Source organism: Stenotrophomonas sp. 1L-E-5-B-C3, assembly GCF_057292075.1.
This window is the reverse complement of sequence record NZ_JBXAWS010000006.1, coordinates 128,623-152,635: the sequence shown is the minus strand read 5'-3', so window position 1 is coordinate 152,635 and position 24,013 is coordinate 128,623. Positions and strand designations below refer to the sequence as shown.

Sequence of the window (24,013 nt, the reverse complement as noted above, 5' to 3'; positions counted from 1 at the left end):
GATCGCGCAATAGGTTACGGTAGCGCCGGGTCATGTCCGGCGGAGGGGCTGCTCCGCTATCATCAACCCATGAAGTCTGCTGCCCATTCCATCCCATGAGCGCGCCCGGTCCGCGCCCGATCCGGCCGTTGCCGGACATCCTGATCAACCAGATCGCCGCCGGCGAAGTGGTCGAGCGTCCTGCGTCGGTGGTCAAGGAGCTGGTCGAGAACGCGATCGATGCAGGCGCCAGCCGCGTCGATATCGACCTGGAAGAGGGCGGCGTGCGCCTGATCCGCATCCGCGACAACGGCAGCGGCATCGCGCCGGAGCAGTTGCCGCTGGCGGTGTCACGCCACGCCACCAGCAAGATCGCCGACCTCGACGATCTCGAATCGGTGGCCACGCTGGGCTTCCGCGGTGAAGCGCTGCCGTCGATCGCTTCGGTCAGCCGCTTCACCCTGTCCTCGCGCCGCGCGCATGACGAGCATGGCTCGGCGCTGCAGATCGAAGGCGGCAAGATCGGCGAAGTGACCCCGCGCGCGCATGCGCCGGGCACCACCGTGGAAGTGCGCGAGCTGTTCTACAACGTGCCGGCACGACGCAAGTTCCTGCGCGCCGAGCGCACCGAACTGGGCCATATCGAAGAGTGGCTGCGTTCGCTGGCGCTGGCGCGGCCGGATGTCGAACTGCGCGTGTCGCACAACGGCAAGGCGTCACGCCGTTACAAGCCGGGCGACCTGTACTCCGATACGCGATTGGCTGAAACACTGGGCGAGGACTTCGCCAACCAGGCGGTGCGCGTGGACCATAGCGGTGCCGGGCTGCGCCTGCACGGCTGGATCGCGCAGCCGCATTATTCGCGGGCCAGTGCCGACCAGCAGTACCTGTACGTCAATGGCCGTTCGGTACGCGACCGCAGCGTCGCCCACGCGGTGAAGATGGCCTACGGCGATGTGCTGTACCACGGCCGCCAGCCGGCTTACGTGCTGTTCCTGGAGCTGGATCCGACCCGCGTCGACGTCAACGTGCATCCGGCCAAGCACGAAGTGCGCTTCCGTGATTCGCGGCTGGTCCATGACTTCGTCTACCGCACGCTGAAGGATGCGCTGGCCGATACCCGCGCCGGCATGTCGGCGCAGGAGATCGGTGCTGGCGCCGTGCATCCGGTGGATGCGGCCGCTGCACCGGTGGCATCAACCGCGGGCGCCTCCGGTTTCGGACTGGTGCGCGGTCCCGCACCCGGCGCTGGCTCCGGTGGTGGTGGTGGCGGATTCTCAGGCTGGCGCCCGCAACAGCCACTGGGGCTGCAGGTTGCCGATGCTCCGGCTGCCTATGCTGCGCTGTATGCCGCACCCTCCGGTGCAGAACGCGGGGCGGCGTTACCGCCGATGCCGACAGAGAACGGGCTGCCGGTGACCAGCGCCGACGCCGGCGTGCCGCCGCTGGGCTATGCGATCGCGCAGCTGCACGGCATCTACATCCTGGCCGAGAATGCTGAGGGCCTGATCGTGGTCGACATGCATGCGGCGCACGAACGCATCGGCTACGAGCGGCTGAAGAACGCGCACGACGGCATCGGCCTGCAGTCGCAGCCGATGCTGGTGCCGATCACGCTGGCGGTGGGGGAGCGCGAGGCGGATACCGCCGAGAGCGAGGCAGATACATTGGCCGCACTCGGCTTCGAAGTGACCCGCGCCGGCCCCGGCTCGCTGCATGTACGCAGTATTCCGGCGCTGCTGGCCCACGCCGAACCGGAAGGCCTGCTGCGCGACGTGCTGACCGACCTGCGTGAGCACGGCCAGAGCCGCCGCGTGGCAACTGCACGTGACGAGCTGCTGTCGACCATGGCCTGCCACGGCGCGGTGCGTGCCAACCGGCGGTTGACCGTGCCGGAAATGAACGCGTTGCTGCGCGACATGGAAATCACCGAGCGGTCCGGCCAGTGCAACCACGGCCGACCGACCTGGGCCCGTTTTTCGCTGGCGGAGATTGACCGCTGGTTCCTGCGCGGACGTTGAGGGGAGCATCGATGCGTTATCGGGGAATGGGCGGCCTGCTGGCCGCCTTGTTGTTGGCGGCCTGCAGCCCGGCGACGCCGCCGGCACCGGCCGTTGCTGAAGATCCAGCCTATGCCGCCGCGCAGCAGCAGTGGCGCGTGGCGCGTTACCAGGACCTGGCCCGGCCCGATGGCTGGACAGCACTGGTTGGCCTGCATTGGCTGCCGAACAAATCGCATTTCGTCGGCAGCGGCGCCACCAACGGCATCCGCCTGGCGGTTGGGCCGGACAAGCTGGGCCTGCTGCGTCGCGAAGGCAGCCAATGGTGGTTCACCCCGGAAGCGGGCGCCGAGATCAGCCATGACGGCCAGCCGGTGCGCGGCCGCATCCGCATCGACACCGACAAGGATCCGCAGCCGACCCTGCTGGCCTTCGATGGTGGCAAGGGCCAGCTCGGCATCATCCGACGCGGCCCGCGCGATGCGCTGCGGGTCAAGCACGCCGACGCACCGGCACGCCGTGATTTCGCCGGGCTGGAGTACTGGCCTGGTGGTCCGGACTGGCAGGTGCAGGCGCGCTTCATCGCGCATCCGCCGGGCAAGACCTTGCCGATCGTCGATATCACCGGCCTGACCACCGAGATGCCGAATGCCGGTGCGGTCGAGTTCGAGCGCGATGGACGCGCCTGGCGGTTGGAGGCGATCGGTGCTCCCGGGCAGCCGTTGTTCCTGATCTTCGCCGACCGCACCAGCGGCCGTGGCAGTTATCCGGCCGGCCGCTACCTGGACACCGATGCGCCCGGCGCCGACGGCACGGTACGCATCGATTTCAATCACGCCTACAACCCGCCGTGTGCGTTCACCGCCTATGCGACCTGCCCGTTGGCGCCACCGGAAAACCGGCTGGACCTGCGCGTGGAAGCGGGCGAGAAGGCCTACCACCTGCCTGAAGGAGAAGGCTGAAATGCCCATCAGATTGCTGTTCCGCGCCACGCTGCTGCTGGCGGCCTGTGCGATCGCGCCGCTGGCGCTGGCGCGCAATGCACCCGCGGCTGACGTTGCTGCTGCCGGTACCGCCAAGCCGCCGGTACCCCTGCTGTGGAAGGTAACCGGCCCCGGCGATGCACGCGTGTACCTGCTCGGTTCGTTCCACCTGCTGAAGCCGCAGGACTATCCGTTGTCACCCGATGTGGAACAGGCCTTCGAGGCGTCGCAGCGGGTGGTGTTAGAGCTGTCGCCCGAAGACATGCAGTCGCCACAGCTGGCCAGCCGCATGGTGCAGGCCGCGGTGCGCACCGATGGCAGCGAACTCAAGCGTGATCTTGATGCCGCCACCTGGCAGAAACTGCAGGTGTTCGCCACCGAGAACAAGCTGCCGTTGGCGCAGATGCAGGGCATGAAGCCGTGGTTTGTCGGCCTGAGCATTTCGGTCGGGCAGATGCAGAAGATGGGGCTGGACCCGGCGCTGGGCCTGGATCGCCACTTCATGGAGCGCGCGCAGAAGACTGGCCGCAAGACCGCTGGCCTGGAAGATATCGATACCCAGATCGGCATGCTCGACGGCATGACGGTGCAGGAGCAGCGTCAGATGCTGTCCGAGGCGCTGGACCAGGCCGGCAAGGGTGATGAGCAGGCCCGCCAGTTGCACGACGCCTGGCGGCGCGGCGATGAGCGCGTGCTGTGGACCAAGATGGCGGCGGAGATGCGCCAGCAGTATCCGCAGCTGTACCAGCGCATCAACACCGGTCGCAATGATGCCTGGGTGCCCAAGCTGCTGCCGTACCTGCAGGCCGGGCAGGGCGGTACGCTGGTCGTGGTCGGCACGCTTCATCTGCTCGGCAACGATGGCGTGGTCGAAAAGCTGAAGGCGAAGGGCTACAAGGTCGAGCGCGTGTGCACGGGGTGCAAGGCGAAACGCTGACGCATCGCGGCTGCACTGCAAAACAGAACGGCGCGCCAAGGGGCGCGCCGTTATCGTTCCAGCCGGAGCAATGGCTCAGCGGCGCGTCTTGCCGCCGGTACCCGTACCGGTGCCGGGTTCATTCGGCTTGTTACCCGTGCTGGTGCCGGTACCCGTTCCGGTACCACCCGGGCGCGGGCCGCCGAAACCGGTGCCCATGTTGCGCTGGAACTCCTGCCACAGCTCCAGGTTGCGCTCGGTCAGCTGGTTCATCATCGCCCACGGGGTCTGGCCCAGCAGGTTGCCCATCTGCTGGCGGAACTGCTGCTGCTGGTCGAGGAAGACCTGCATGCTGCGCTCCAGGTAATTGCCCATGAAGCCCTGCAGGGAATCGCCGTAGAAGCGGATCAGCTGGCTCAGCAGCTGGGTGGACAGCATCGGTTCGCCGTCCTGTTCCTGGTCGGCGATGATCTGCAGCAGGACCGATCGCGTGAGGTCGTCGCCGCTCTTGGCGTCGCGGACTTCGAAGTCTTCACCGTCCAGGATCAGCTGGCGCACGTCCTCGATGGTGATGTAGCTGGAGATCTCGGTGTCGTAGAGACGGCGGTTCGGATACTTCTTGATGATGCGGGTCGCAGCCATGAAGCGGTACTCGTCACAGTAGACGCGCAGCATGGCGCAGTGCAGCAGCCGTTGCAACCGCCTCAGCCCCCGCCAGGCTTGGCTTTCGGCGGCGATCATGTTGCGCAACAAGGGTTTGCGTGCTGCGCAGCATGACTCTCGGCAGGGGGGCGGCAACGCGCGGCGCAACCACCCCGTGCGCGGCTTACCAGCCCATATGGTGGCCGCCGTTGATGTCCAGGTTGCTGCCGGTGATCCACGAGGCCTCGTCGGCCACCAGGAACGACACGCCGTAGGCGATTTCTTCCGGCTTGCCCAGGCGCCCGGTGGGGATGTCGGCGATGATCTTGGCGCGCACTTCCTCCGGTACTGCCATCACCATGTCGGTGGCGACATAGCCCGGAGAAATGGTGTTGACGGTGATGCCGAAGCCGGCATTCTCGCGGGCCAGCGAGATGGTGAAGCCGTGCATGCCGGCCTTGGCCGCTGCGTAGTTGGCCTGGCCGTACTGGCCCTTCAGGCCGTTGATCGAGCTGATCTGGATGACCCGGCCCCAGCCGCGGCGGCGCATGCCTTCGATGACCGGGCGGGTGACGTTGAACACCGAATTGAGGTTGGTGTTGATCACATCGTGCCACTGGTCCGCACGCATGCGGTGGAAGGTGGTGTCGCGGGTGATGCCGGCGTTGTTGACCAGGATCTCGACCGGACCGAGCTCGGCCTCGACCGCGCGCACCATCGCCTCGGCGCTGTCTGGATCAGAGACATCACCCGGGAAGATCGACACGCTGTAGCCGCGTTCGGTCATCGCCTGCAGCCAGGCCCGGGCCTTGGCTTCATCGCGGTAATTGGTGGCGACCCGGTGGCCCTGGTCGGCCAGGCGTTGGCAGATGGCGGTACCGATGCCGCCGGTTCCGCCGGTGACCAGTGCGACGCGAGATGTCATGGAATGCTGTCCGGGAATCAGGTGGGGGAAGGGGGATTCTGCAACATCGGCGCGGAAAGTGCGCCGGCCGGCAGCAGGATGTCGGTGCGCGGCAGTTGGGCGGGGTCAAAGGCCCGTCGAGCGGCGGCCAGCAGCGCGTCCAGGTCGTGTGCCTGCGCCAGCGCCTCAGGGGCCTGGCCGAGCAGCTGCCAGAGCTGGCGCAGCACCGGCAGCGGGCGTGCGCTGTCGACCGGCAGCGCCGCCAAGGACTTGGACAGCTTGTGGCCCGGCGCATCGAGCAGCAGCGGCAGGTGCCAGTAGCGCGGCACCGCCAGCCCCAATGCCTGCTGCAGCAGAATCTGCCGCGCGGTGGAGTCGAGCAGGTCGGCACCGCGCACCACTTCGGTCACCCCTTGCGCGGCGTCATCGACCACCACCGCCAGCTGGTAGGCCCAGCAGCCGTCGGCACGGCGCAGCACGAAGTCGCCGACCTCGGCCTGCACGTCCTGCTGCTGCGGGCCGCGCAGGCCATCGTCGAAGTGCACGAGGCTGCCGGGCGGCACGCGGAAGCGGACGGCTGGGTCCGGTCGTGGTTGCCGGGCCCAGCAGCGATGATGGATGCCGCCGCTGGCGGCAAGGTCGCTGCGGCTGCAGTGGCAGACAAAGGCCTGGTCGCTGGCGAGCAGTACATCCAGCGCGGCCTGGTAGGCCTCGCTGCGGGCGCTCTGCCAGAGGATCGGGCCATCATGGACCAGGCCGAACGCGGCCAGCGCCTGCAGCTGTGATTCCGCCGCACCGGGCACGGTGCGTGGTGGATCGACGTCTTCGATGCGCAGCCGCCACAGGCCGCCATGATGGCGGGCAAGCAGCCAGCTGCCGAAGGCGGCGAGCAGGGATCCGGGGTGGAGCAGGCCGGTGGGCGAGGGTGCGAAGCGGCCGCAGGGAATGGGGGAGGTCATGCTGGCTGAATCGTCGGTCAGGTTGGCGCTTGAATTCAAGCTGACCGCACCGCAAATTGATCGATATCGACCCCTTCCGAGCCGGAATTTCCCATGTTCACCCGTATTGCCCTCTTTCTAGCGACCAACCTCGCGGTGCTGATCCTGGCCAGCATCGTGATGTCACTCTTGGGCGTGGATTCGCGTTCGATGAGCGGCCTGCTGGTCATGGCCGGTATCTTCGGTTTCGGTGGCTCCTTCATCTCGCTGCTGCTGTCCAAGTGGATGGCCAAGCGCTCCACCGGTGCGGTGGTCATCACCGAGCCGCGCAACCAGACCGAGCGTTGGCTGCTGGCCACCGTCGAGCGTCAGGCCAAGGCCGCCGGCATCGGCATGCCTGAAGTGGCCGTGTACGAAGGCCCGGAGATCAATGCCTTCGCCACCGGTGCCAACCGCAACAATGCGCTGGTGGCGGTGTCCACCGGCCTGCTGCACAACATGAGTGAAGACGAGGCCGAAGCAGTGCTGGGCCATGAGATCGCCCACGTCGCCAACGGTGACATGATCACCATGGCGCTGCTGCAGGGTGTGCTGAACACCTTCGTGATCGTGCTGGCCCGCGTGGTCGGCGGCATCATCGACAGCGCGCTGTCGGGCAATCGCGAAGGCGGCGGCCGTGGCTTCGCCTACTTCATCATCGTGTTCGTGCTGGAGATGGTGTTCGGCCTGTTCGCCACCATGATCTCGATGTGGTTCTCGCGCCATCGCGAGTTCCGCGCCGACGCAGGCGGTGCCTCGCTGGCCGGCCGCCAGAAGATGATCGCCGCGCTGGAACGCCTGCAGCTCAACCACGGCCAGAGCACGTTGCCGACCCAGATTGCGGCGTTCGGTATTGCCGGTTCGACGGCGAAGAAGCTGTTCATGAGCCACCCGCCGCTGGAAGAGCGCATCGCCGCGCTGCGGGCGTCGACGGTGGCGTAAGCCTCCGTACTTCCACGGTAGTGCAGGAACGCCTGGCCTCGCGCCGGGCGTTTTTGTTTGCGGGATGCATTGCGGATGCCGGGTCGTGCCCGGCGGATCGTTTCCGCGCCTGCAGAGAGGTGTCACTTTCTTTGCGCACAAAGAAAGTGACACCCCTCCGCGGTCGCGGAAATGATCCCGGCGCTACCTATGCGCGGGCGCGCAAACAAAAACGGCACCTTCGCAGGTGCCGTCTCCATGAACCGCTTTACACGGAACCTCAGAACTTCGCGTCGAACTCCGCCGCGTAGCCAGTGTTCACCAGCACCTTCTGCAGCGACTCGGCCACCTTCAGGTTGCCGGCCACGATCTGGTGGGTGTCCGGGCCGCGGTTGTCCATGCGGCCCAGGGTCGCGCCCTTGAAGTCGCAGACCTTGCCACCGGCCTCGCGGACCAGCAGCAGGCCAGCGGCGATGTCCCACGCCTTCACACCGGCTTCGAAGTAGGCATCGGCGCGGCCACAGGCCACGTAGGCCAGGTCCAGCGCGGCCGAACCGGTGCGGCGGATGTCCTCGGCCTGGACCAGCAGGGTGTCGACCGACTTCAGCTGGGCGCTGGCGCGGGCGCGCTCACGCGGGGCGAAGCCGGTGTGGATCATGGTGCCTTCCAGGTCCTTGCGGTCGGCAACGCGGATGCGGCGGTCGTTCAGCACGGCACCAGCGCCACGGCTGGCGGTGAACAGTTCATTGCGCAGCGGATCGAAGATGACTGCATCGGTCGGCTCGCCGTTCTCGACCAGGGCGATCGACACGCAGTAGTGCGGCACGCCGCGCAGGTAATTGCTGGTGCCATCGAGCGGGTCGATGACCCACATCTGGCGACGCTCGCCCTGCACGCCACCTTCTTCGCCGAAGATGCCGTATTCGGGATAGGCGCGCTTGAGTTCCTTGACGATGACCTTTTCCGCGTCCGCGTCCACTTCGCTGGCGTAGTCCATCCGGCCCTTCTGCACCACATTCAGCGCCTCGAGCTTGTTGATGTTGCGCAACAGGACGTTGCCGGCGAGGCGGGCGGCCTTGACCATGACGGTTACGGCGGGTTTCTGCATGGCGTGGGCTCCCGGAAAGGCAGAAGAGAAGGGCTGGCGGGGGAAAAGAGCGGGTCCGGCGCAGTGGCCGGCCGCACAGTTTACCATTGGTCTTCGTCCAGCTCGACATTTTCCCTGTTCATGTCCCAGTTTCCCGTCGCCACCCGCCTCCGATTCGTCCTGGTCGGCACCCAGCACCCCGGCAACATGGGCGCCGCCGCCCGTGCCCTGAAGACCATGGGCCTGGCCCGCCTGGTGCTGGTCGCGCCCGAAAAGCCATTGGACGAGGAGGCCTTCCGCCGCTCGGCCGGTGCTGAAGACGTACTCGGTGACGCCCCGGTGGTGGCCACCCTGGCCGAGGCCGTGGCCGACTGCCGCCTGGTGCTGGGCTGCACTGCCCGTGCCCGCCGCGTCCAGCTGGAGGAATACCTGCCCGCCGACGCCGCTGCCCGCGCGGTGGCCAAAGCCGGTGAAGGCGCCGAGGTGGCGCTGGTATTCGGTCGCGAGCGCACCGGGTTGACCAATGAAGAGCTGCAGCTGTGCCACGCGGCGGTGCACATCCCGTCCGATCCGGAGTTCAGCTCGCTCAACCTGGCGGCGGCCGTACAGGTCCTGGCCTATGAAACCCGCATGCAGCTGCTTGGCGCACAGCCGGTGGTTGAGTCCGGGACCGGCGTCCGCGAACCGGTGGCCAGCCATGAGCAGATGGAGAGCTTCTTCGCCCAGCTCGGCGACACCCTGGACGAGATCGATTTCCACAAGGGCCGCGCGCCCGAATCGGCGATGCGCAAGCTGCGCCGCCTGTTCCTGCGCAGCGAGCCGAGCGAGCAGGAAGTGCGCCTGTTGCGCGGCATCCTCGCCGACACCCAGCGCATGGCGCGGCTGGCCCAGGCGGGCAACAAGGACAGCTGACGACGTTCTCATTTTTTCGGGTAGTCTGTCCGGATACCCAGGGGGGATGAAGCCTGTGTCGGGTCTTCGAAAGGCAATGCAGGGGGGACTGCTGAGCCTGGCCATGGTCCTGCTGGCCGGGACGGTGCGTGCAGCAACGGACCCGGTGCTGGTGCTGGGCCGGATCAGCGATGATCCCAAGGCTCATTACGAGCAGCTGCAGCCCTTGCTGGACTATGTGGTGGCGCGCATGCACGACGTTGGCATCAAGGAGGGGAGGATCCTGATGGCGCGTGATCCCCAGCAGATGGCCAGCTATCTGCGGCGGGGACGGGTCGACTGGGTCACCGAAACATCGGGCACGGCCATGGCGCTGGGCCAGCGCAGCGGCGCTCGTCCGCTGCTGTTGACCGAGCGCAATGGCGTGCGCGAATACCAGACGGTGTTCTTCGTGCGCAACGACAGCCCGATCCATCGCGTGCAGGATCTGCGCGGCCATCGCCTGGCCCTGCAGAACACCGCCTCCACCAGTGCCTCCCTGGTGCCGGTGATGACCCTGCTGCAGGACGGGCTGTCGCCACAGATCCTGGCCGGGGCCTGGGACATGCCGGGCCGGGACAGCGTGGGTTACATGTTCGTACGCAGTGAATTGAACATCGCCACCTATGTGCACAAGGGCATGGCCGATGTGGGGGCGGTGAGCAGCGTGGACTGGAGTGACGAACGGCGGGTGCCGGCGGCGTTCCGGCGCGATTTCCGCGAGCTGCTGCGCACCGAGCCGTACCCGCGTGCGGTGGAGATGGTGCGCGCCGACCTCGATCCGAAGGTGCGTGACCGCCTGCAGCAGGTGCTGCTGGAGGCGGCCAGCGATCCGCGGGCGCAGGGGGCGTTGCATCGGTTTTTTGGCACTTCCGGTTTCCACCGCGTCGATGCGCATGCGCAGCAGCGGCTGGATGAATTGAAACAAGGATTGACGCGCGTGCGGATGGAAGTGGAATGAAGTGGCTCGGCTCGGGAATGCAGGCCCGGTTCCTGCTCGCGATGGGCGGGGCGATGATCGTTGTCGTGGCGATCCTGGCGGTACTGCTTGGGCGGCAGACGGCAATGCAGAGCGAGGTGCGCAACCTCAGTGGCAGCGTCATCCATGAATTGTTCGACCGCGGCGTGCGCAGCCGTGGCGAGGCGATGGCGCGCGAGTTGTCCGATGCGCTGGCCAACCCGCTGTACTACCGCGACCTGGACCAGGTCGGCGCGCTGGTGCGCAATACCGCCCGCCAGCAGGTGGTGCGCTACGTGCTGGTGTTCGATGACCATGGCCGGCTGGTGCATGACGGTACGGTGGAAGTCGCGGGCTTCGGGCAGCCCATGGCCGACCCGCTGGCGCCCAGGGCTGTGGCCGCACGGGCACTGGTGGTGCAGGAATCGCCGAAGGTGCTCGACAACGCGATGCCGATCATGGTCGGCAATCAGCGTATCGGCGGCGTCCGCGTCGGTATGGCGCTGGACGAGGTACAGCAGCGCGAACAAGCTGCCAACGCCACCCTCGGAGAGCGCCTGCAGCAGGTTGGCAGCCGCCACCTGGGCTGGCTGCTGCTGATGCTGGGCCTGCTGGTGGTGATCGGCGTGGTGGTGATCCTCTACGTGCAGCGCACGCTGGTGGCGCCGATCCGCGACCTGGCTGCGGCGGCACGCCGTATCGAAGCCGGGGACTACCAGGCACCGCTGGCCGAGAACAGTCGCGATGACGAGGTCGGTGAGCTGGTGCGCGGCTTTGCCAGCATGCGTGATGCGATCGCCCGCCATGATCGCGAAGTGCGGCGCATGGCCTATACCGATGCGTTGACCGGGCTGACCAACCGGCTGGCGTTCCGCGAGGCGCTGGATCACCGGTTGATGGCCGCGCGCGCCTCCAACCATCGGCTGGGCCTGCTGTTTGCCGACATCGACGACTTCAAGCGGGTCAACGATACCCTTGGCCACGAGGCAGGCGACGAGGCGTTGCTGCAGTTCGCACAGCGCATCGGCCGCGCAGTGACCGATGCCGGTGGCGATGAGGCGCTGCTGGCGCGGTTCGGTGGCGACGAATTCGTGATCCTGGTCGGCGACGGTGACGTGGCTGCCAACGCGCGGTTGCTGGCCGAAGTGCTGGTGCGCGAGCTGGGCAAGCCGCTGGTGGTGCAGGGCAGGGAGCTGTTCCTCGGCACCTCGATCGGCGTGACCCTGTTCCCCGACGATGCGGCCGATGCGACCGCGCTGCTGAAGAACGGCGACATCGCCATGTACCAGGCGAAGATGGCCGGCAAGAACTGCTATCGCTACTACAGCCGCGCGATGGACCATGCGGTCGAGCGCCGCGTGCACATGGAGCAGGAGCTGCGCGGTGCCTGGGAGCGAGGCGAGCTGCGCCTGGCCTACCAGCCGATCTTCCGCATGCGCGACCGCCGCATGGTGGGTGTCGAAGTGCTGCTGCGCTGGCAGCACCCGACCCTGGGCACGATCCCGCCGTCGGTGTTCATCGAAGTGGCCGAGCAGAGCGGGTTGATCGAGATCATCGGCCCGAAGGTGCTGCGCGCGGCCTGCATGGAAGCCTCGCAGTGGCCGCGCGGAGCGGCCGGTGATGACCTGTTCGTATCGGTCAATGTATCGCCGCGGCAGCTGCGCGGCGGTGAGTTGCCGGCACTGGTGGCGCAGTGCCTGCATGAGTCCGGGCTGCCGGCCTCGCGCCTGCACCTGGAGCTGACCGAGACGGCGGTGATCGGCGACGAGATGGTGGCCGCGCAGCTGCTGGACAAGCTGCACCGCACCGGGGTGAAGGTCTGGCTGGACGATTTCGGCACCGGCTTCTCCGGCCTCAGCCATCTGCGCCAGGTGCCGGTGGACGGGGTAAAGATCGACAAGAGTTTCGTCGCCGACATGCAGCGCGACCCCGACGACCTGGCCCTGACCACGGCGATCATCGCCATGGCCCATGCGCTGGGCATCACGGTGGTGGCCGAGGGCATCGAACAGCAGGCGCAGTTCGAGCTGCTGGCCCAGCGTGGCTGCGACCTCGGCCAAGGCTACTGGCTGAGCCACCCGGTGACCGCCACCGAAGTGGTGCGGATGATTGAATCGGGCCTCTGACAAAAAAGGGGACGGAGGGGATTAAGTCGCAAATGCATTTGCGACTTAATCCCCTCCGTCCCCTTTTTGACGGTCAGAGCGGGCGCTTGCTCGGGTCGCCGGGCAGTTCGCGCACCAGCTTCGGGATCAGGTAGCCGGACAGGCGTGCGGTCAGGCCGGCGATCAACGCCTTGGCCTGGGTGTCATCCACTTCGAAGTGGGCCACGCCCTCGACCCGGTCCAGCTGATGCAGGTAGTAGGGCAGCACGCCGGCGGCAAAGCTGCGCTCGCTCAGGTCCTGCAGGGCCTGCACGCTGTCGTTGACCCCGCGCAGCAACACCGCCTGGTTCAGCAGCTGGGCGCCGGTACCGCGCAGGCGGGCCATCGCTGCGTCCACGCTGGCGTCGAATTCATTGGCGTGATTGGCGTGGACCACGATCGCCAGCGGCCAGGGCAGGCCGCCCAGCCAGGCCAGCAGTTCCTCGTCCACGCGCTCCGGCAGCACGATCGGCAGCCGCGTGTGGATGCGCAGCCGCCGGATGTGCGGGATCTGGCGCAGCGCGTCGGTCAGCTCGGCAAGCTTGTGCGTGGCCAGCGACAGCGGATCGCCACCGGACAGGATCACCTCGTCGATGTCCGGGTCGGCCGCGATGGCCGCCACCGCCTCCTGCCAGCCGCCCTTGGCGGCATTCTCCGCGCCATAGTCGAAGTGCCGGCGGAAGCAGTAGCGGCAGTTGATCGCACAGCTGCCGGTGGCCACCAGCAGGGCACGGCCCCGGTACTTCTGGATGACGCCGGTGGCCTTCTTTGCCGCGCCGTCGCCCACCGCGTCGAAGCTGAAGCCGGGCGCCGGACGCATTTCCTCGTCGATCGGCAACACCTGGCGCAGCAACGGGTCGGCGGCATCGCCCTTGCGCATGCGGGCCACGAAGCCCTCCGGCACGCGCAGCGCGAACTGGGCCATGGCTTGGTCCGAGACACCCAGCGCGGCCGGGTCCAGCTGCAGCCGGGCCAGCAGGGCGTGCGGGTCGCGCAGCGCCTGGCGCCAGAGCTGCTGCCAGCGTGCGGGCGCGCCTGGCGACGGGGTCCGGGGGAAGGCGGAAAGCTGCATGGACAGGGGGCCTGCGGTTATCATGGACACATAAACAGTTGCCCGCCGGGGTTCCGGTGGGCTTTCCATTCTATCCGGCTCGCCGCACGCGCGGCGGTTTCGCCATTTGAGGAGCTTGAGCATGGCCACTGCGGGCATGAACGATGTCAAGAACGGGATGAAGATCCTGGTCAACAATGAACCGGCCGTCATCTCCGAGACCGAGTTCATCAAGCCGGGCAAGGGCCAGGCCTTCACCCGCGTGCGCTATCGCTTCATCAAGTCGGGCCGCACGGTCGAAATGACCATGAAGGCGACCGATGACGTGGAAGTGGCCGATGTGGTCGATACCAACATGGATTACATGTACAGCGACGGCGAGTACTGGCACTTCATGGACCCGGAAACCTTCGAGCAGGTGCAGGCCGACAAGGCCGGCATGGGCGGCGCCGAGAAGTGGCTGAAGGGTGAAGAGTCCTGCATCGTGACCCTGTTCAACGGTTCGCCGATCTTCGTGCAGCCGCCGAACTTCGTCGAACTGAAGATCACCGAGACCGATCCGGGCGTCCGTGGCGACACCTCGGGCGGCGGCGGCAAGCCGGCCACCCTGGAAACCGGCGCAGTGGTCCGCGTGCCGCTGTTCGTCAACCAGGATGAAATCATCAAGGTCGACACCCGCTCGGGCGAGTACTCCTCGCGCGTGAAGTAAGGTCTGGGCCGCAGGCCCGCCTTGTGTAGTGCCGGCCGCTGGCCGGCAACCCCGCCACCTCAACGGTTGCGGGACGGCGCCGGGTATCGCCCGGCGCCACGACCACGATCCTCCCGCGGGGGATCGTGGGCCACCGCCCCCCCAGCCAGTGAGCCCGCATGAGCGATAGCCCGCACCTCCCTGAAGCCTGCGACCTGCTCATCGAAGCCGGTTATGTCGTTCCGATCGAGCCGCATGCGGTGGTGCTGGAAGACCATGCCGTGGCCGTTCGCGGCAGCGAGATCGTGGCCATCCTGCCGCGTGCCGAAGCCCGTGCGCGTTTCCGCGCCACCCAGGTGGTCAGCCGTCCCGAGGCCGCGCTGATGCCGGGCCTGGTCAACGCGCACACGCACAATCCGATGACCCTGCTGCGCGGCGTCGCCGACGACCTGCCGCTGATGACCTGGCTGCAGCAGCACATCTGGCCGGTGGAAGCGGCGGTGATCGGCCCCGAGTTCGTTGCCGACGGCACCACCCTGGCCATCGCCGAGATGCTGCGCGGCGGCACCACCTGCGCCAACGAGAACTACTTCTTCGGCGACGTGCAGGCCGCGGTCTACAAGAAGCACGGTTTCCGCGCGCTGGTTGGCGCGGTCATCATCGATTTCCCCACCGCCTGGGCCAGGACCGATGACGAGTACTTCGCCAAGGCCGGTGAACTGCATGACCAGTGGCGCACCGATCCGCTGATCGGCACCGCGTTTGCCCCGCATGCGCCGTACACGGTCAACGATGCCAACTTCGAGCGGGTGCGGATGCTGTCCGACCAGCTCGACATGCAGGTGCACCTGCACACCCACGAGACCGCGCAGGAAATCACCGATTCGATCAAGCTGCATGGCCAGCGCCCGCTGGCGCGGCTGGATCGGCTCGGCCTGGTCAATGACCGCCTGATCGCGGTGCACATGACCCAGCTGACCGATGCGGAAATCCACCTGTGCGCCGAGCGTGGCGTCAGTGTGGTGCACTGCCCGGAATCGAACCTGAAGCTGGCCTCCGGTTTCTGCCCGGCCTGCGCTCTGCAGCGCGCCGGCGTGAACCTGGCCATCGGCACCGATGGCTGTGCGAGCAACAACGACCTGGACATGTTCAGCGAGAACCGCACCGCGGCGATCCTGGCCAAGGCCGTGGCCGACGATGCCACCGCGCTGGACGCGGCGACCACGCTGCGCGCCTCCACCCTCGGTGGCGCCCGTGCGCTGGGCTTCGGCGACCGCATCGGTTCGATCGAAGTCGGCAAGCAGGCCGACCTGGTCTGCGTTGATCTGTCCGCGCTGGAAACCCAGCCGCTGCACAACGTGCTGTCGCAGCTGGTGTACGCCACCGGCCGCCAGCAGGTCAGCGACGTCTGGATTGCCGGCAAGCCGAAGCTGGTGCAGCGCGAGCTGGTCGGCATGGACCTGCCGGGCATCATCGCCAACGCGCGCCAGTGGCGCGAGCGCATCCGTCATATCCGCGCCTGAACCCGGCGCTGCAAGGACTCCCCATGACTGCCCCCCACGCATCCTCCAATTTCGACCAGGCCGAGCTGGACAAGTTCGCCGCACTGGCCAACCGCTGGTGGGACGCTGACGGCCCGCAGAAGCCGTTGCATGCGCTGAACCCGGTACGCCTGCAGTACGTGGCCGACCGCGTGCCGCTGCGTGGCGCACGCGTGCTCGACATCGGCTGCGGTGGTGGCCTGTTGAGTGAAGCACTGGCCCAGGCCGGTGCCGACGTCACCGCGATTGATCTGGCCCCGGAACTGGTAAAGGTCGCGCGCCTGCATGCGCTGGAAAGCGGTGCCAAGGTCGACTACCGGGTGCAGGCCGCCGAGGACCTGGCCGCCGAGCAGCCGGGCAGCTTCGATGTCGTCACCTGCATGGAAATGCTCGAACACGTGCCGGACCCGGGCGCGATCATCGAGGCCTGCAAGCGCCTGCTGAAGCCGGGCGGCCACCTGTTCCTGTCGACCATCAACCGCACCGCTGCTGCCTTCGCGGTGGCGATTGTCGGTGCCGAGTACGTGGCGCGGCTGCTGCCCAAGGGCACCCATCACTACCAGGAATTCATCAAGCCGGCCGAGCTGGCGCGCTGGCTGCGCGAGGCCGACATGCAGCTGGTGGATGTCAGCGGCATGGCCTACGAGCCGTGGCGCAACCATGCCCGCCTGAGCAGTCGTACCGACATCAACTACCTGGCCTACGCGGTCAAGGCTGCATGACCACCGTGCAGTTCCCGCGCGCGGTGCTGTTCGACCTGGACGGCACCCTGCTGGACAGCGCACCGGACTTCGTCGCCACCCTTGATGCGATGCTGGCCGAGCGTGGTCGCGCGCCGGTCGATCCGGTGCTGCTGCGGCCGGTAGTGTCCAAGGGCTCGCGCGCGATGGTGTCGGTGGCCTTCCCTGAGCTGGAAGCCATTGAACGCGATGCCCTGATTCCCGAGTTCCTGCAGCGCTATGAAGCGCTGATCGGCCAGCACGCGGTGCTGTTCGACGGCGTGGCGGGCATGCTCGCCGCGCTGGACGCTGCCGGCACGGTGTGGGGCATCGTCACCAACAAGCCCGAGTACCTGGCGCGGCTGATCCTGCCGCAGTACGGCTGGCAGCAGCGCTGCGCGGTGCTGGTCGGCGGTGACAGCCTGGCCGAGCGCAAGCCGCACCCGCTGCCGTTGCTGCACGCCGCGCAGGCCATCGGCATCGCCGCCGAAGACTGCGTGTACGTGGGTGACGACGAGCGCGACATCATCGCCGCGCGTGCCGCGGCCATGCCGTCGGTGGCGGCGTTGTGGGGCTATCGCCTGCACAGCGACGATCCGCTGGCCTGGCAGGCCGACGTGCTGGTCGAGAACGCCGAACTTCTGCAACTGGCCAGCCTCTGGCCGACCCGGCCGGCAGCCCCGGCCCAGCCGTAAGGAATCACGTAGTGAGCAGTACCGCGCTGGACAGTTTCCTCGACAAGTGGCGCAGCCGTTGGCCGGAATGGTCGGTGGCCGCCCCGTTCGTGGCCGAACCGCAACGCGATATCGCAGTGGCGTGGTTTGCGCTGCTGCAGGAATTCGACGACATGCTCAACACCAGCGGCGACCCGCTGCCGGCCGACGCCAAGCTGGCGTGGTGGGGCGAGGAGCTGCGCAGCTGGGCCGCGCATCGTTCGCGCCATCCGCTGGGCCGTCTGCTGGAGCCGGTGCGTGCGCCGTGGGCACAATTGGCCGAAGCACTTCCGGATCTGGTTGAAGCGCGTACCGTCGCGCTGGATGCGGCCGGCGCCGAGCGTGCGCTGGCGAACTACGCCGAGGCCGTAGCCGCCGTGGAAGCGGCACTTTTTGCCGACAAGCCGCGCACCGGCGCAGGTCGTGCGGTGCTGCTGCAGACCCTGGCCCAGCGCCTGCAGGACGCCGGCGTGGCTGGTGTGCCGCGCAGCCTGCTGGACGAGGATTCCAGCACCGCCGCGCAGCGCTGGGCGCAGTATCTGTTGAAGGGGTGGGGCAGTCGCGTGCCCGGTGCGCGCCCGCGCCGCGTGTGGTCCAGCCTGGCGCGTGCACGCGTTGCCGCGCAGGTCGCAGGCAAGCCGATCGAAGCCACGCCGGTACGCACGCTGCTGCGCGTGTGGTGGGCCGCGCGCGGCTGATGCCGCTGCGCTCGCCGGGCATGGCCCGGCGCTACCGGGCGCGGTAATCGGGTAGCGCCGGGCCATGCCCGGCGGCCGTTCGTCGCGCGTTATTTGCGTTCCAGCACCAGCAGCGGGTCGATACGGGTATCGAACCAGTTCATGCCCCAGTGCAGGTGCGGGCCGGTGGCACGGCCGGTGGCGCCGACGGCGGCGATCACCTGGCCCTGTTCCACGCGGTCACCAACCTTCACGTCGATGCGTGACAGGTGCAGGAAGTTGGAGCTGACCCCGAAGCCGTGGTCAAGCAGCAACGTGCCGCCGGTCAGGTACAGGTCCGGGCCGGCGAAGGTGACGATGCCGGCGGCGGGGGCCTTCACCGGAGTGCCGGTTGGCACCGCGATGTCCATGCCGGAATGGCCGGCACCGGGTTGGCCGTTGTATACGCGCGCATTGCCGAAGCGGCCACTGATGCGGCCCTCCACCGGCCAGATGAAGGTCTGGGTGAAGTCGGTACGGTCGTCGTCACGGGCGCGTGCAGCGGTCACCTGCGCCTGTTCGCGCTTGATCCGCTCGGCAATCGCCGGCGGCGGATTGACCGTCTTCGGCGGCACGCCGTTGACACGTTCGGTGGGCCAGTCGCGCGGTGTCACCGTGATCGTCGCGGTCTCGCTGCCACCATCGGGGCGTTGTACCTGCACACGCAGTGGACCCTTCTCGTCGCGGCCGATGCCGAACACCACGCTGCCATAGCCGCTCACCCGCAACTGGCGGCCGGCGTACTGCACGCGGCTGCCGGCGGGTACCTTGCCGATCACCAGCGCGCCCTGCGACGCGCTGGCCGGGAACACCACGCGGCTGTCGATCAGGCTGCCGATGCCATCCTGTGCCTGCGCCGGAGGTGCGGAAAACAAGGGCGCCGCCAGCAGCGCCCCGATCAGGAGAGCGGAGCGCATCAGCGGTCGTAGGTCATGCGCTGGCCGGCGGGTTCGCCCACCAGCTTGCTGCCGTCCCACACCTGCTGGCCGTTGACCCAGGTGGAGGCGATGCGCGAACGGAAGGTGGTGCCTTCAAACGGCGACCAGCCGCACTTGGACAGCACGTCCTCGCGCTTGACGGTGAACGGCACGTCCTCAACCAGCACCAGATCGGCGAAGTAGCCTTCGCGCAGGAAGCCGCGTTCCTCGACGTCGAACAGCTGCGCCGGGGCATGGGCGAACTTCTGCACCACCTGTTCGCGGGTCAGCTTGCCTTCGTGCACGCGTTCCAGCGCGGCCACCAGCGCGTATTGCACCAGCGGCAGGCCCGAGGGCGCCTGTGCGTACGGCTTCTGCTTCTCTTCCCAGGTATGCGGCGCATGGTCGGTGGCCAGCACGTCCAGCACGTCATCGGCCAGCGCGGCGGTGATCGCCTCGCGGTCGGCCACGTCCTTGATCGCCGGGTTGCACTTGATCAGGTTGCCCTTGGTCGCGTAATCCGGGCGCGCGAAATGCAGGAAGTGCACGCAGGTCTCGGCGGTGATCTGCTTGCGGCTGCCGTCGGCGCGGATCAGCGGACCCTTCTCGAACAGCGCCAGCTCATCGGCGGTGGAGATGTGCAGCACGTGCAGGCGGGTGCCGTGCTTGCGTGCCAGCGACATGGCCAGGCGGGTGGACTTGATGCAGGCCTCGCGCGAACGGATGTCCGGGTGCATGTCCGGGGTCAGCGCATCGCCGTACTTCTCCTGGAAGGCCTTCAGGTTGGCATCGATCATCGGCGTGTCTTCGCAGTGCGTGATGATCGGGGTCGGGCATTCCCGGAAGATCGCATCGAGCGTTTCCGGGTTGTCCACCAGCATGTTGCCGGTGGAGGCGCCCATGAACACCTTCACGCCCGGTGCCTTCTTCGGGTCCAGTGCGCGGATCGCCTCCAGGTTGTCATTGCTGGCGCCATGGTAGAAGCCGTAGTTGGCCCAGGCGCGGCCGCGCGCAAGCTCGTACTTGGCTTCGAGGATGGTCGAATCCAGCGTAGGCGGATTGGTATTGGGCATGTCCATGAAGCTGGTCAGGCCACCGGCCACGGCCGCCGCCGATTCGCTGGCGATGTCGCCCTTGTGGGTCAGGCCTGGCTCGCGGAAGTGCACCTGGTCATCGATCATGCCGGGCAGCAGCCAGCGCCCGGCCGCGTCCACCACCTGCTCGCCGTCGCGCGGCGCCAGCCCGGAACCGATCTGCGCGATGCGGCCGTTCTCGATGCGCAGGTCGCCGTCGAAGGTGCGGCCTTCGTTGACCATGCGGGCGTTGGTGATGAGGGTGGAGGACATGTCAGTGTTTTCCTGTGCAACGGCAAGAGGGGGCGTTGGGAGATTCGGGCACTGGATCGAAGCCGCCAGGATGGAACGGATGGCAGCGGCCCAGCCGTCGTGCCGCCAGCCAGCTGCCGCGCAGCGGGCCATGGCGCGAGATCGCTTCCATCGCGTATTCAGAGCAACTGGGTACGAAACGGCAGCGCGGCCCCAGCAGGGGGCTGATGAAGCGCTTGTAGAAGCGCAGCAGGGCGATGAGCAGGCGCGAGATCACCCAGTCATCTTATGCCAGTTGGCATGAAGGCCGCATTTGTGCAGGATGGGCCGTTGGTCGCATGTCGCCAATGGCCTGCGACCGCTCGCGGCACCCTCCAGGTGCCGGACAGGTTCCGTACCGCGCAGGGCGGTCCGTGTTGGTCGGACCGCACCTTGGGCCCGTTGTCTCCTGGACTGAATGGAGTGGGCCACCGAGGTTGCTGCTGCGGGTCGGGTAGGCTATAAAGGCCCGCTTTCCCGGGCCCCGGGGAATCCAAGGAAGAGCGTTTCGTGGCTGCTAAAAAAACTGCAAAGAAGGCCGTAACGGCCGCCAAGAAAACCGCCAAGCCTGTTGTGAAGAAGTTGGCGGCAAAGCCCGTTGCCAAGAAACCGGCCAGCAAGCCGGTGACCAAGGCAGCGTCCTCGCAACCGGCGGCCAGGAAGGCCACCGCAAAGAAAGCGCCGGTGAAGGCAACCAAGCCGGCGGCGAAGAAGGCCGCTGCGCCTGCCAAGGCCAAGCCTGCCGCTGCCGGCAAGAAGGCGCCGGTGGTGAAGAAAGCCGTCAGCAAGGCTGCGCCGGTGAAGAAGGCCGCCGCCAAGCCGGTGGCGAAGAAGGCAGCAGCCAAGCCAGCGCCGAAGGCAGTGGTGAAGAAGGCTGCGGTCAAGCCGGTCGCCAAGCCTGCAGCGAAGAAAGTCGCTGCGGCCAAGCCTGCTGCTGTAAAGAAAGTTGCCAAGAATGTCGCCGCGCCGGCCGTAAAGCCGACTCCGGCCCCCGTTGTGAAGTCCGCACCGAAGCCAGCTGCGAAGCCGGCTCCGGCCAAGTCTGTCCCGGCCAAGACCGCGGCAGTGGCAGCAGCCCAACCGGCTCCCAAGCCGGCCCCGGCCGCCGCTCCTGCAGCATCGACCGCCCCGCAATCCAAGAATCCCGTGCCCGTTTCGAAATCGCCTGCCAAAACCGCCGTGAAATCCGATTCCGCCCCGAAGACCGTGCCGCGTCCTGTCGGCAAGGTCGCCGTGGCCGTCGCCGCCCGCTCGGCCGCGCCGGCCCCGCGCAGCAAGTACAAGGTGGTCGAATACAAGACCGATGAGGCCACTGGCCGCCCGATCCTGCCGGCTGGCTACAAGCCGTCCTCGGAAGAGGAATACATGAGCCCGCTGCAGCAGGAATACTTCCGCCAGCGCCTGCAGAACTGGCGTGCGGACCTGGTGGAAGAGTCCAAGCAGACCATCGAGAACCTGCGCGAGGAAGTGCGTGACATCGGCGACGAAGCCGAGCGTGCGACCCGCGAGACCGAGAACTCGCTGGAACTGCGTACCCGTGACCGCTACCGCAAGCTGATCGGCAAGATCGACAGCACCCTGAAGCGCCTGGAAGCGGGCGACTATGGTTACTGCGTGGACACCGGTGAAGAAATCGGCCTGGAGCGCCTGGAAGCGCGCCTCACCGCCGAGCGCACCATCGACGCCCAGGAGCGTTGGGAGCACCTGCAGAAGCAGCAGGGCGACTGATTCCCGATCGTTGTATGGTCATGCGAAGAACCCGGCTCCGGCCGGGTTTTTTGTTGGGTGGTGGTTGGCTGGGTAGAACAGCGCCTTCCGGGTATCGGGGGGAGCCTGCGGGTGGGTCCGGGCAGGACACGCTGCAAGTACATCCCTGTAAGCTCGGCCGTGGCATTCATGCCGCGGACGGTCCTGCCCGGACCCACCCGCAGGCTCTCGACGGTTTCCTGCGTGCGCGGTTGCTGTAAAGCCGAGCCCATGCCCGGCTCGGGCCGAAGGCGCGGGCTTGGAGGGGGGATGAGAGCAAAGACCGCCACTTCGCTCGCCGGGCATGGCCCGGCGCTACCGGCGCGTGGGCGCGCGGAAATGCTCAGCCGAGCATGGGCTCGGCTCTACAGGTTCATTGCAGGTCGCGAAGATTCAATTTCCGCAGCGTCGGGTTCTTCCACGCCGTGATCCCAGCCACACTCAGCACCGCGAAGCCGCCCAGCACTACCGCCGGCACCAAGCCGAGCAGTTTGGCCATCGTGCCGGCATAGAACGCGCCGAGCTCGTTGGAGGAACTGATGAAAATGCCGTTGATCGACGACACCCGTCCGCGCATCTCTTCCGGCGTGGCCAGCTGCAGGATGGTCGATCGGATCACCACCGACACGCCGTCGAACGCCCCGTAGAACAACAGGATCAGCGCCGACAGCCAGAAGTGCTGGGACAGTCCGAAGCCGATCACGCACAGGCCGAAGCCCGCCACTGCGAACAGCAGTACGCGGCCGGCATTGCGGTGCAGCGGGTGGCGCGCCAGCCACAGGCCGACACAGACCGAACCCAGCGCCGGCATCGCGCGCAGGATGCCCAGGCCTTCAGGACCGTGGTGCAGGATCTCGTGCAGAAATGCCGGCAGCATCGCCACCACGCCACCCAGCAGCACCGAGAACATGTCCAGCGCCATCGCACCGACCATGATCCGGTTGCCGACCACGAAGCGTGCGCCTTCGGCGATGCTCTTGAAGATCGGCGCAGCCGGGCCGGAATGCACGGGCTCTTCCACCTTCAGCGTGGCCAGGCAGCCCATCGCGACTGCCGCGAACAGGGTGGCCACCGCATAGGAAAGGCCCTTGCCAGCGAAACCGACCAGTACGCCACCCAGTGCCGGGCCGGCGATCATGCCGGCCTGGAACACCACCGCACCCAGGCCGGCGCCACGGGCGAACTGGTCGCGGGCCAGTACGCGGGCAAACAGGGCGTTGTAGATCGGCGACAGGAAGGCGCGGACCATGCCGGTCAGCGCAATGGCGGCATAGATCGGCCACACACCGTCAACGGGCAGCCAGCCCATCGCCACGCTGGTCAGCACCAGCGCAGTGGCGATCAGCCCGGAACAGGCGACCATGCCCAACCGGCGGCGCGGCAGGTGGTCGACCAGGTAGCCGGCGAACGGCGCCACGCAGAAGAACGGCAACACTTCGGCCAGGCCGATCAGGCCCAGCGAGAACGGATTGCGGGTGACTTCGTAGATATGCCAGCCGACGGTGACCGCGACCACCTGGTAGGACAGCATCGCGAAGATGCGGTAGGCCAGCAGCCTGGCGAAACCGGGCCGGGACAGCAGGCCCAGCGCGGTGTCTTCGGCTGTGGCAGGCTCGCTCACGAGGGCTCGCGCTGCAGCTGCGCCTGCGCGGTCTCACGGATGAAGGCCAGCATCGCGGCCACGCCGTTGCTGCGGGTCGGCGACAGGTGGCGGGCCAGGCCGATGTCCTGGATGTAGCTGGGCTCGGTGTCGAGGATCTCCTGCGCACTGCGCCCGGAGTAGACGCGCAGGGCCAGGAAGATCAGGCCGGAGACGATGGCCGAATCACTGATGGCGTGGAAGCGCAGCGACTGCGTGTTGCCTTCCGGCACGATCCAGACCATCGACTGGCAGCCGAGCAGGCGATGCTCTTCGGTCTTCCATTCTTCCAGAAACACCGGCAGCTTGCGGCCGAGGTCGATCAGGTACTGGTAGCGCTCGGACCAGTCACCGAAGAAGCCGAATTCCTCGGCGATGGCGGCCTGGGCCTCGGCGGCGGTGGGTTCAAGCGGGAACGGGGAGTCGGTCACAACAGTCTCTACGGTGGGGCGTGGCCGGCAGGCCGGCCACGGGGCAG

23 protein-coding genes are annotated in these 24,013 nt (G+C 67.4%); 13 read left to right on the top strand and 10 right to left on the bottom strand.

What is annotated here, in order from left to right; genetic code table 11:
- Positions 1 to 95: 95 nt before the first annotated feature.
- Genes mutL through AC0Z6F_RS10050 form a run of 3 tightly spaced genes read left to right on the top strand, consistent with a single transcriptional unit; the run spans position 96 to position 3,899 of the window.
- Entirely contained in the window at positions 96 to 2,000 is a 1,905-nt protein-coding gene (gene mutL / locus AC0Z6F_RS10060; protein WP_006379887.1) for a DNA mismatch repair endonuclease MutL, read from the top strand.
- An 11-nt stretch (positions 2,001 to 2,011) separates the two neighbouring features.
- Positions 2,012 to 2,941 carry a DUF1684 domain-containing protein gene (locus AC0Z6F_RS10055; protein WP_485617160.1) on the top strand — a complete coding sequence of 310 codons (930 nt, stop codon included), beginning with the start codon at positions 2,012 to 2,014 and terminating at the stop codon, positions 2,939 to 2,941.
- Position 2,942: 1 nt separating this feature from the next.
- Complete coding sequence (locus AC0Z6F_RS10050; RefSeq protein ID WP_485617161.1) at positions 2,943 to 3,899, top strand: TraB/GumN family protein; 957 nt, start codon at positions 2,943 to 2,945, stop codon at positions 3,897 to 3,899.
- Between the two features lie 75 nt (positions 3,900 to 3,974).
- Here the strand turns inward: AC0Z6F_RS10050 and phaR are convergent, their stop codons facing one another.
- The 3 genes from phaR to gluQRS form a co-directional block, all read right to left on the bottom strand.
- Positions 3,975 to 4,520, bottom strand: a complete 546-nt coding sequence (phaR, locus tag AC0Z6F_RS10045; protein WP_012511655.1) for a polyhydroxyalkanoate synthesis repressor PhaR — start codon at positions 4,518 to 4,520, stop codon at positions 3,975 to 3,977.
- Positions 4,521 to 4,704: 184 nt separating this feature from the next.
- Entirely contained in the window at positions 4,705 to 5,445 is a 741-nt protein-coding gene (phbB, locus tag AC0Z6F_RS10040; protein WP_006379851.1) for a beta-ketoacyl-ACP reductase, read from the bottom strand.
- 17 nt (positions 5,446 to 5,462) lie between these two features.
- Positions 5,463 to 6,383, bottom strand: coding sequence for a tRNA glutamyl-Q(34) synthetase GluQRS (gene gluQRS / locus AC0Z6F_RS10035; RefSeq protein WP_485617162.1), 921 nt, complete (start codon positions 6,381 to 6,383; stop codon positions 5,463 to 5,465).
- 93 nt (positions 6,384 to 6,476) lie between these two features.
- Here gluQRS and htpX point away from each other — a divergent pair, with 93 nt between their 5' ends.
- Positions 6,477 to 7,343, top strand: coding sequence for a protease HtpX (gene htpX / locus AC0Z6F_RS10030; protein WP_006379846.1), 867 nt, complete (start codon positions 6,477 to 6,479; stop codon positions 7,341 to 7,343).
- A 259-nt stretch (positions 7,344 to 7,602) separates the two neighbouring features.
- Here the strand turns inward: htpX and AC0Z6F_RS10025 are convergent, their stop codons facing one another.
- Positions 7,603 to 8,430, bottom strand: a complete 828-nt coding sequence (locus tag AC0Z6F_RS10025; RefSeq protein WP_012511653.1) for an inositol monophosphatase family protein — start codon at positions 8,428 to 8,430, stop codon at positions 7,603 to 7,605.
- Positions 8,431 to 8,550: 120 nt separating this feature from the next.
- Between AC0Z6F_RS10025 and AC0Z6F_RS10020 the strand changes: the two genes are divergently transcribed.
- The 3 genes from AC0Z6F_RS10020 to AC0Z6F_RS10010 all read left to right on the top strand — a co-directional run bounded on the left by AC0Z6F_RS10020 (position 8,551) and on the right by AC0Z6F_RS10010 (position 12,423).
- A complete protein-coding gene (locus AC0Z6F_RS10020) occupies positions 8,551 to 9,321 on the top strand; it encodes an RNA methyltransferase (protein ID WP_012511652.1) in 771 nt (256 codons plus the stop codon).
- A 76-nt stretch (positions 9,322 to 9,397) separates the two neighbouring features.
- Positions 9,398 to 10,300 (top strand): phosphate/phosphite/phosphonate ABC transporter substrate-binding protein, encoded by a 903-nt coding sequence (locus AC0Z6F_RS10015; protein ID WP_485617163.1) that lies wholly within the window; start codon positions 9,398 to 9,400, stop codon positions 10,298 to 10,300.
- The gene (locus AC0Z6F_RS10010; RefSeq protein WP_485617164.1) at positions 10,297 to 12,423 is read left to right on the top strand and encodes a putative bifunctional diguanylate cyclase/phosphodiesterase; all 2,127 of its coding nucleotides are present in this window, start codon (positions 10,297 to 10,299) and stop codon (positions 12,421 to 12,423) included. The genes AC0Z6F_RS10015 and AC0Z6F_RS10010 overlap by 4 nt, the downstream gene beginning before the upstream one ends.
- Positions 12,424 to 12,496: 73 nt before the next feature.
- Here the strand turns inward: AC0Z6F_RS10010 and epmB are convergent, their stop codons facing one another.
- Complete coding sequence (epmB, locus tag AC0Z6F_RS10005; RefSeq protein ID WP_012511649.1) at positions 12,497 to 13,537, bottom strand: EF-P beta-lysylation protein EpmB; 1,041 nt, start codon at positions 13,535 to 13,537, stop codon at positions 12,497 to 12,499.
- Between the two features lie 97 nt (positions 13,538 to 13,634).
- On the opposite strand from epmB, the gene efp reads away from it, so the two are divergent.
- The 5 genes from efp (at position 13,635) to AC0Z6F_RS09980 (ending at position 17,851) form a co-directional block, all read left to right on the top strand.
- Positions 13,635 to 14,201 (top strand): elongation factor P, encoded by a 567-nt coding sequence (gene efp, locus AC0Z6F_RS10000; RefSeq protein WP_006379771.1) that lies wholly within the window; start codon positions 13,635 to 13,637, stop codon positions 14,199 to 14,201.
- Positions 14,202 to 14,359: 158 nt separating this feature from the next.
- Positions 14,360 to 15,703: a TRZ/ATZ family hydrolase gene (locus AC0Z6F_RS09995; RefSeq protein WP_012511648.1), complete on the top strand. Its 1,344-nt coding sequence runs from the start codon at positions 14,360 to 14,362 to the stop codon at positions 15,701 to 15,703.
- A gap of 23 nt (positions 15,704 to 15,726) precedes the next feature.
- A complete protein-coding gene (gene ubiG / locus AC0Z6F_RS09990; protein ID WP_100435016.1) occupies positions 15,727 to 16,443 on the top strand; it encodes a bifunctional 2-polyprenyl-6-hydroxyphenol methylase/3-demethylubiquinol 3-O-methyltransferase UbiG in 717 nt (238 codons plus the stop codon).
- On the top strand, positions 16,440 to 17,135 hold the full coding sequence (locus AC0Z6F_RS09985) for a phosphoglycolate phosphatase (protein ID WP_006379721.1): 696 nt from the start codon (positions 16,440 to 16,442) through the stop codon (positions 17,133 to 17,135). Before ubiG ends, AC0Z6F_RS09985 begins: the two co-directional genes overlap by 4 nt.
- Before the next feature lie 11 nt (positions 17,136 to 17,146).
- Positions 17,147 to 17,851 carry a squalene/phytoene synthase family protein gene (locus AC0Z6F_RS09980; RefSeq protein WP_485617165.1) on the top strand — a complete coding sequence of 235 codons (705 nt, stop codon included), beginning with the start codon at positions 17,147 to 17,149 and terminating at the stop codon, positions 17,849 to 17,851.
- Between the two features lie 89 nt (positions 17,852 to 17,940).
- Here the strand turns inward: AC0Z6F_RS09980 and AC0Z6F_RS09975 are convergent, their stop codons facing one another.
- From AC0Z6F_RS09975 to yidD, 3 genes are read right to left on the bottom strand one after another with little or no spacing between them, the layout of a single operon-like run.
- On the bottom strand, positions 17,941 to 18,786 hold the full coding sequence (locus AC0Z6F_RS09975) for a M23 family metallopeptidase (RefSeq protein ID WP_180889276.1): 846 nt from the start codon (positions 18,784 to 18,786) through the stop codon (positions 17,941 to 17,943).
- Positions 18,786 to 20,132: a dihydroorotase gene (locus tag AC0Z6F_RS09970; RefSeq protein ID WP_065724292.1), complete on the bottom strand. Its 1,347-nt coding sequence runs from the start codon at positions 20,130 to 20,132 to the stop codon at positions 18,786 to 18,788. Before AC0Z6F_RS09970 ends, AC0Z6F_RS09975 begins: the two co-directional genes overlap by 1 nt.
- A 1-nt stretch (position 20,133) precedes the next feature.
- A complete protein-coding gene (gene yidD, locus AC0Z6F_RS09965; RefSeq protein WP_005414016.1) occupies positions 20,134 to 20,388 on the bottom strand; it encodes a membrane protein insertion efficiency factor YidD in 255 nt (84 codons plus the stop codon).
- A gap of 272 nt (positions 20,389 to 20,660) precedes the next feature.
- On the opposite strand from yidD, the gene dksA reads away from it, so the two are divergent.
- Positions 20,661 to 21,878: an RNA polymerase-binding protein DksA gene (dksA, locus tag AC0Z6F_RS09960; RefSeq protein WP_065724291.1), complete on the top strand. Its 1,218-nt coding sequence runs from the start codon at positions 20,661 to 20,663 to the stop codon at positions 21,876 to 21,878.
- Positions 21,879 to 22,269: 391 nt separating this feature from the next.
- Here dksA and AC0Z6F_RS09955 read toward each other — a convergent pair whose 3' ends face one another.
- Both AC0Z6F_RS09955 and AC0Z6F_RS09950 read right to left on the bottom strand, forming a co-directional pair.
- Positions 22,270 to 23,517, bottom strand: a complete 1,248-nt coding sequence (locus AC0Z6F_RS09955) for an MFS transporter (RefSeq protein ID WP_065724290.1) — start codon at positions 23,515 to 23,517, stop codon at positions 22,270 to 22,272.
- Positions 23,514 to 23,966, bottom strand: a complete 453-nt coding sequence (locus tag AC0Z6F_RS09950) for a SufE family protein (RefSeq protein WP_485617166.1) — start codon at positions 23,964 to 23,966, stop codon at positions 23,514 to 23,516. The genes AC0Z6F_RS09955 and AC0Z6F_RS09950 overlap by 4 nt, the downstream gene beginning before the upstream one ends.
- Between the last annotated feature and the right edge of the window lie 47 nt (positions 23,967 to 24,013).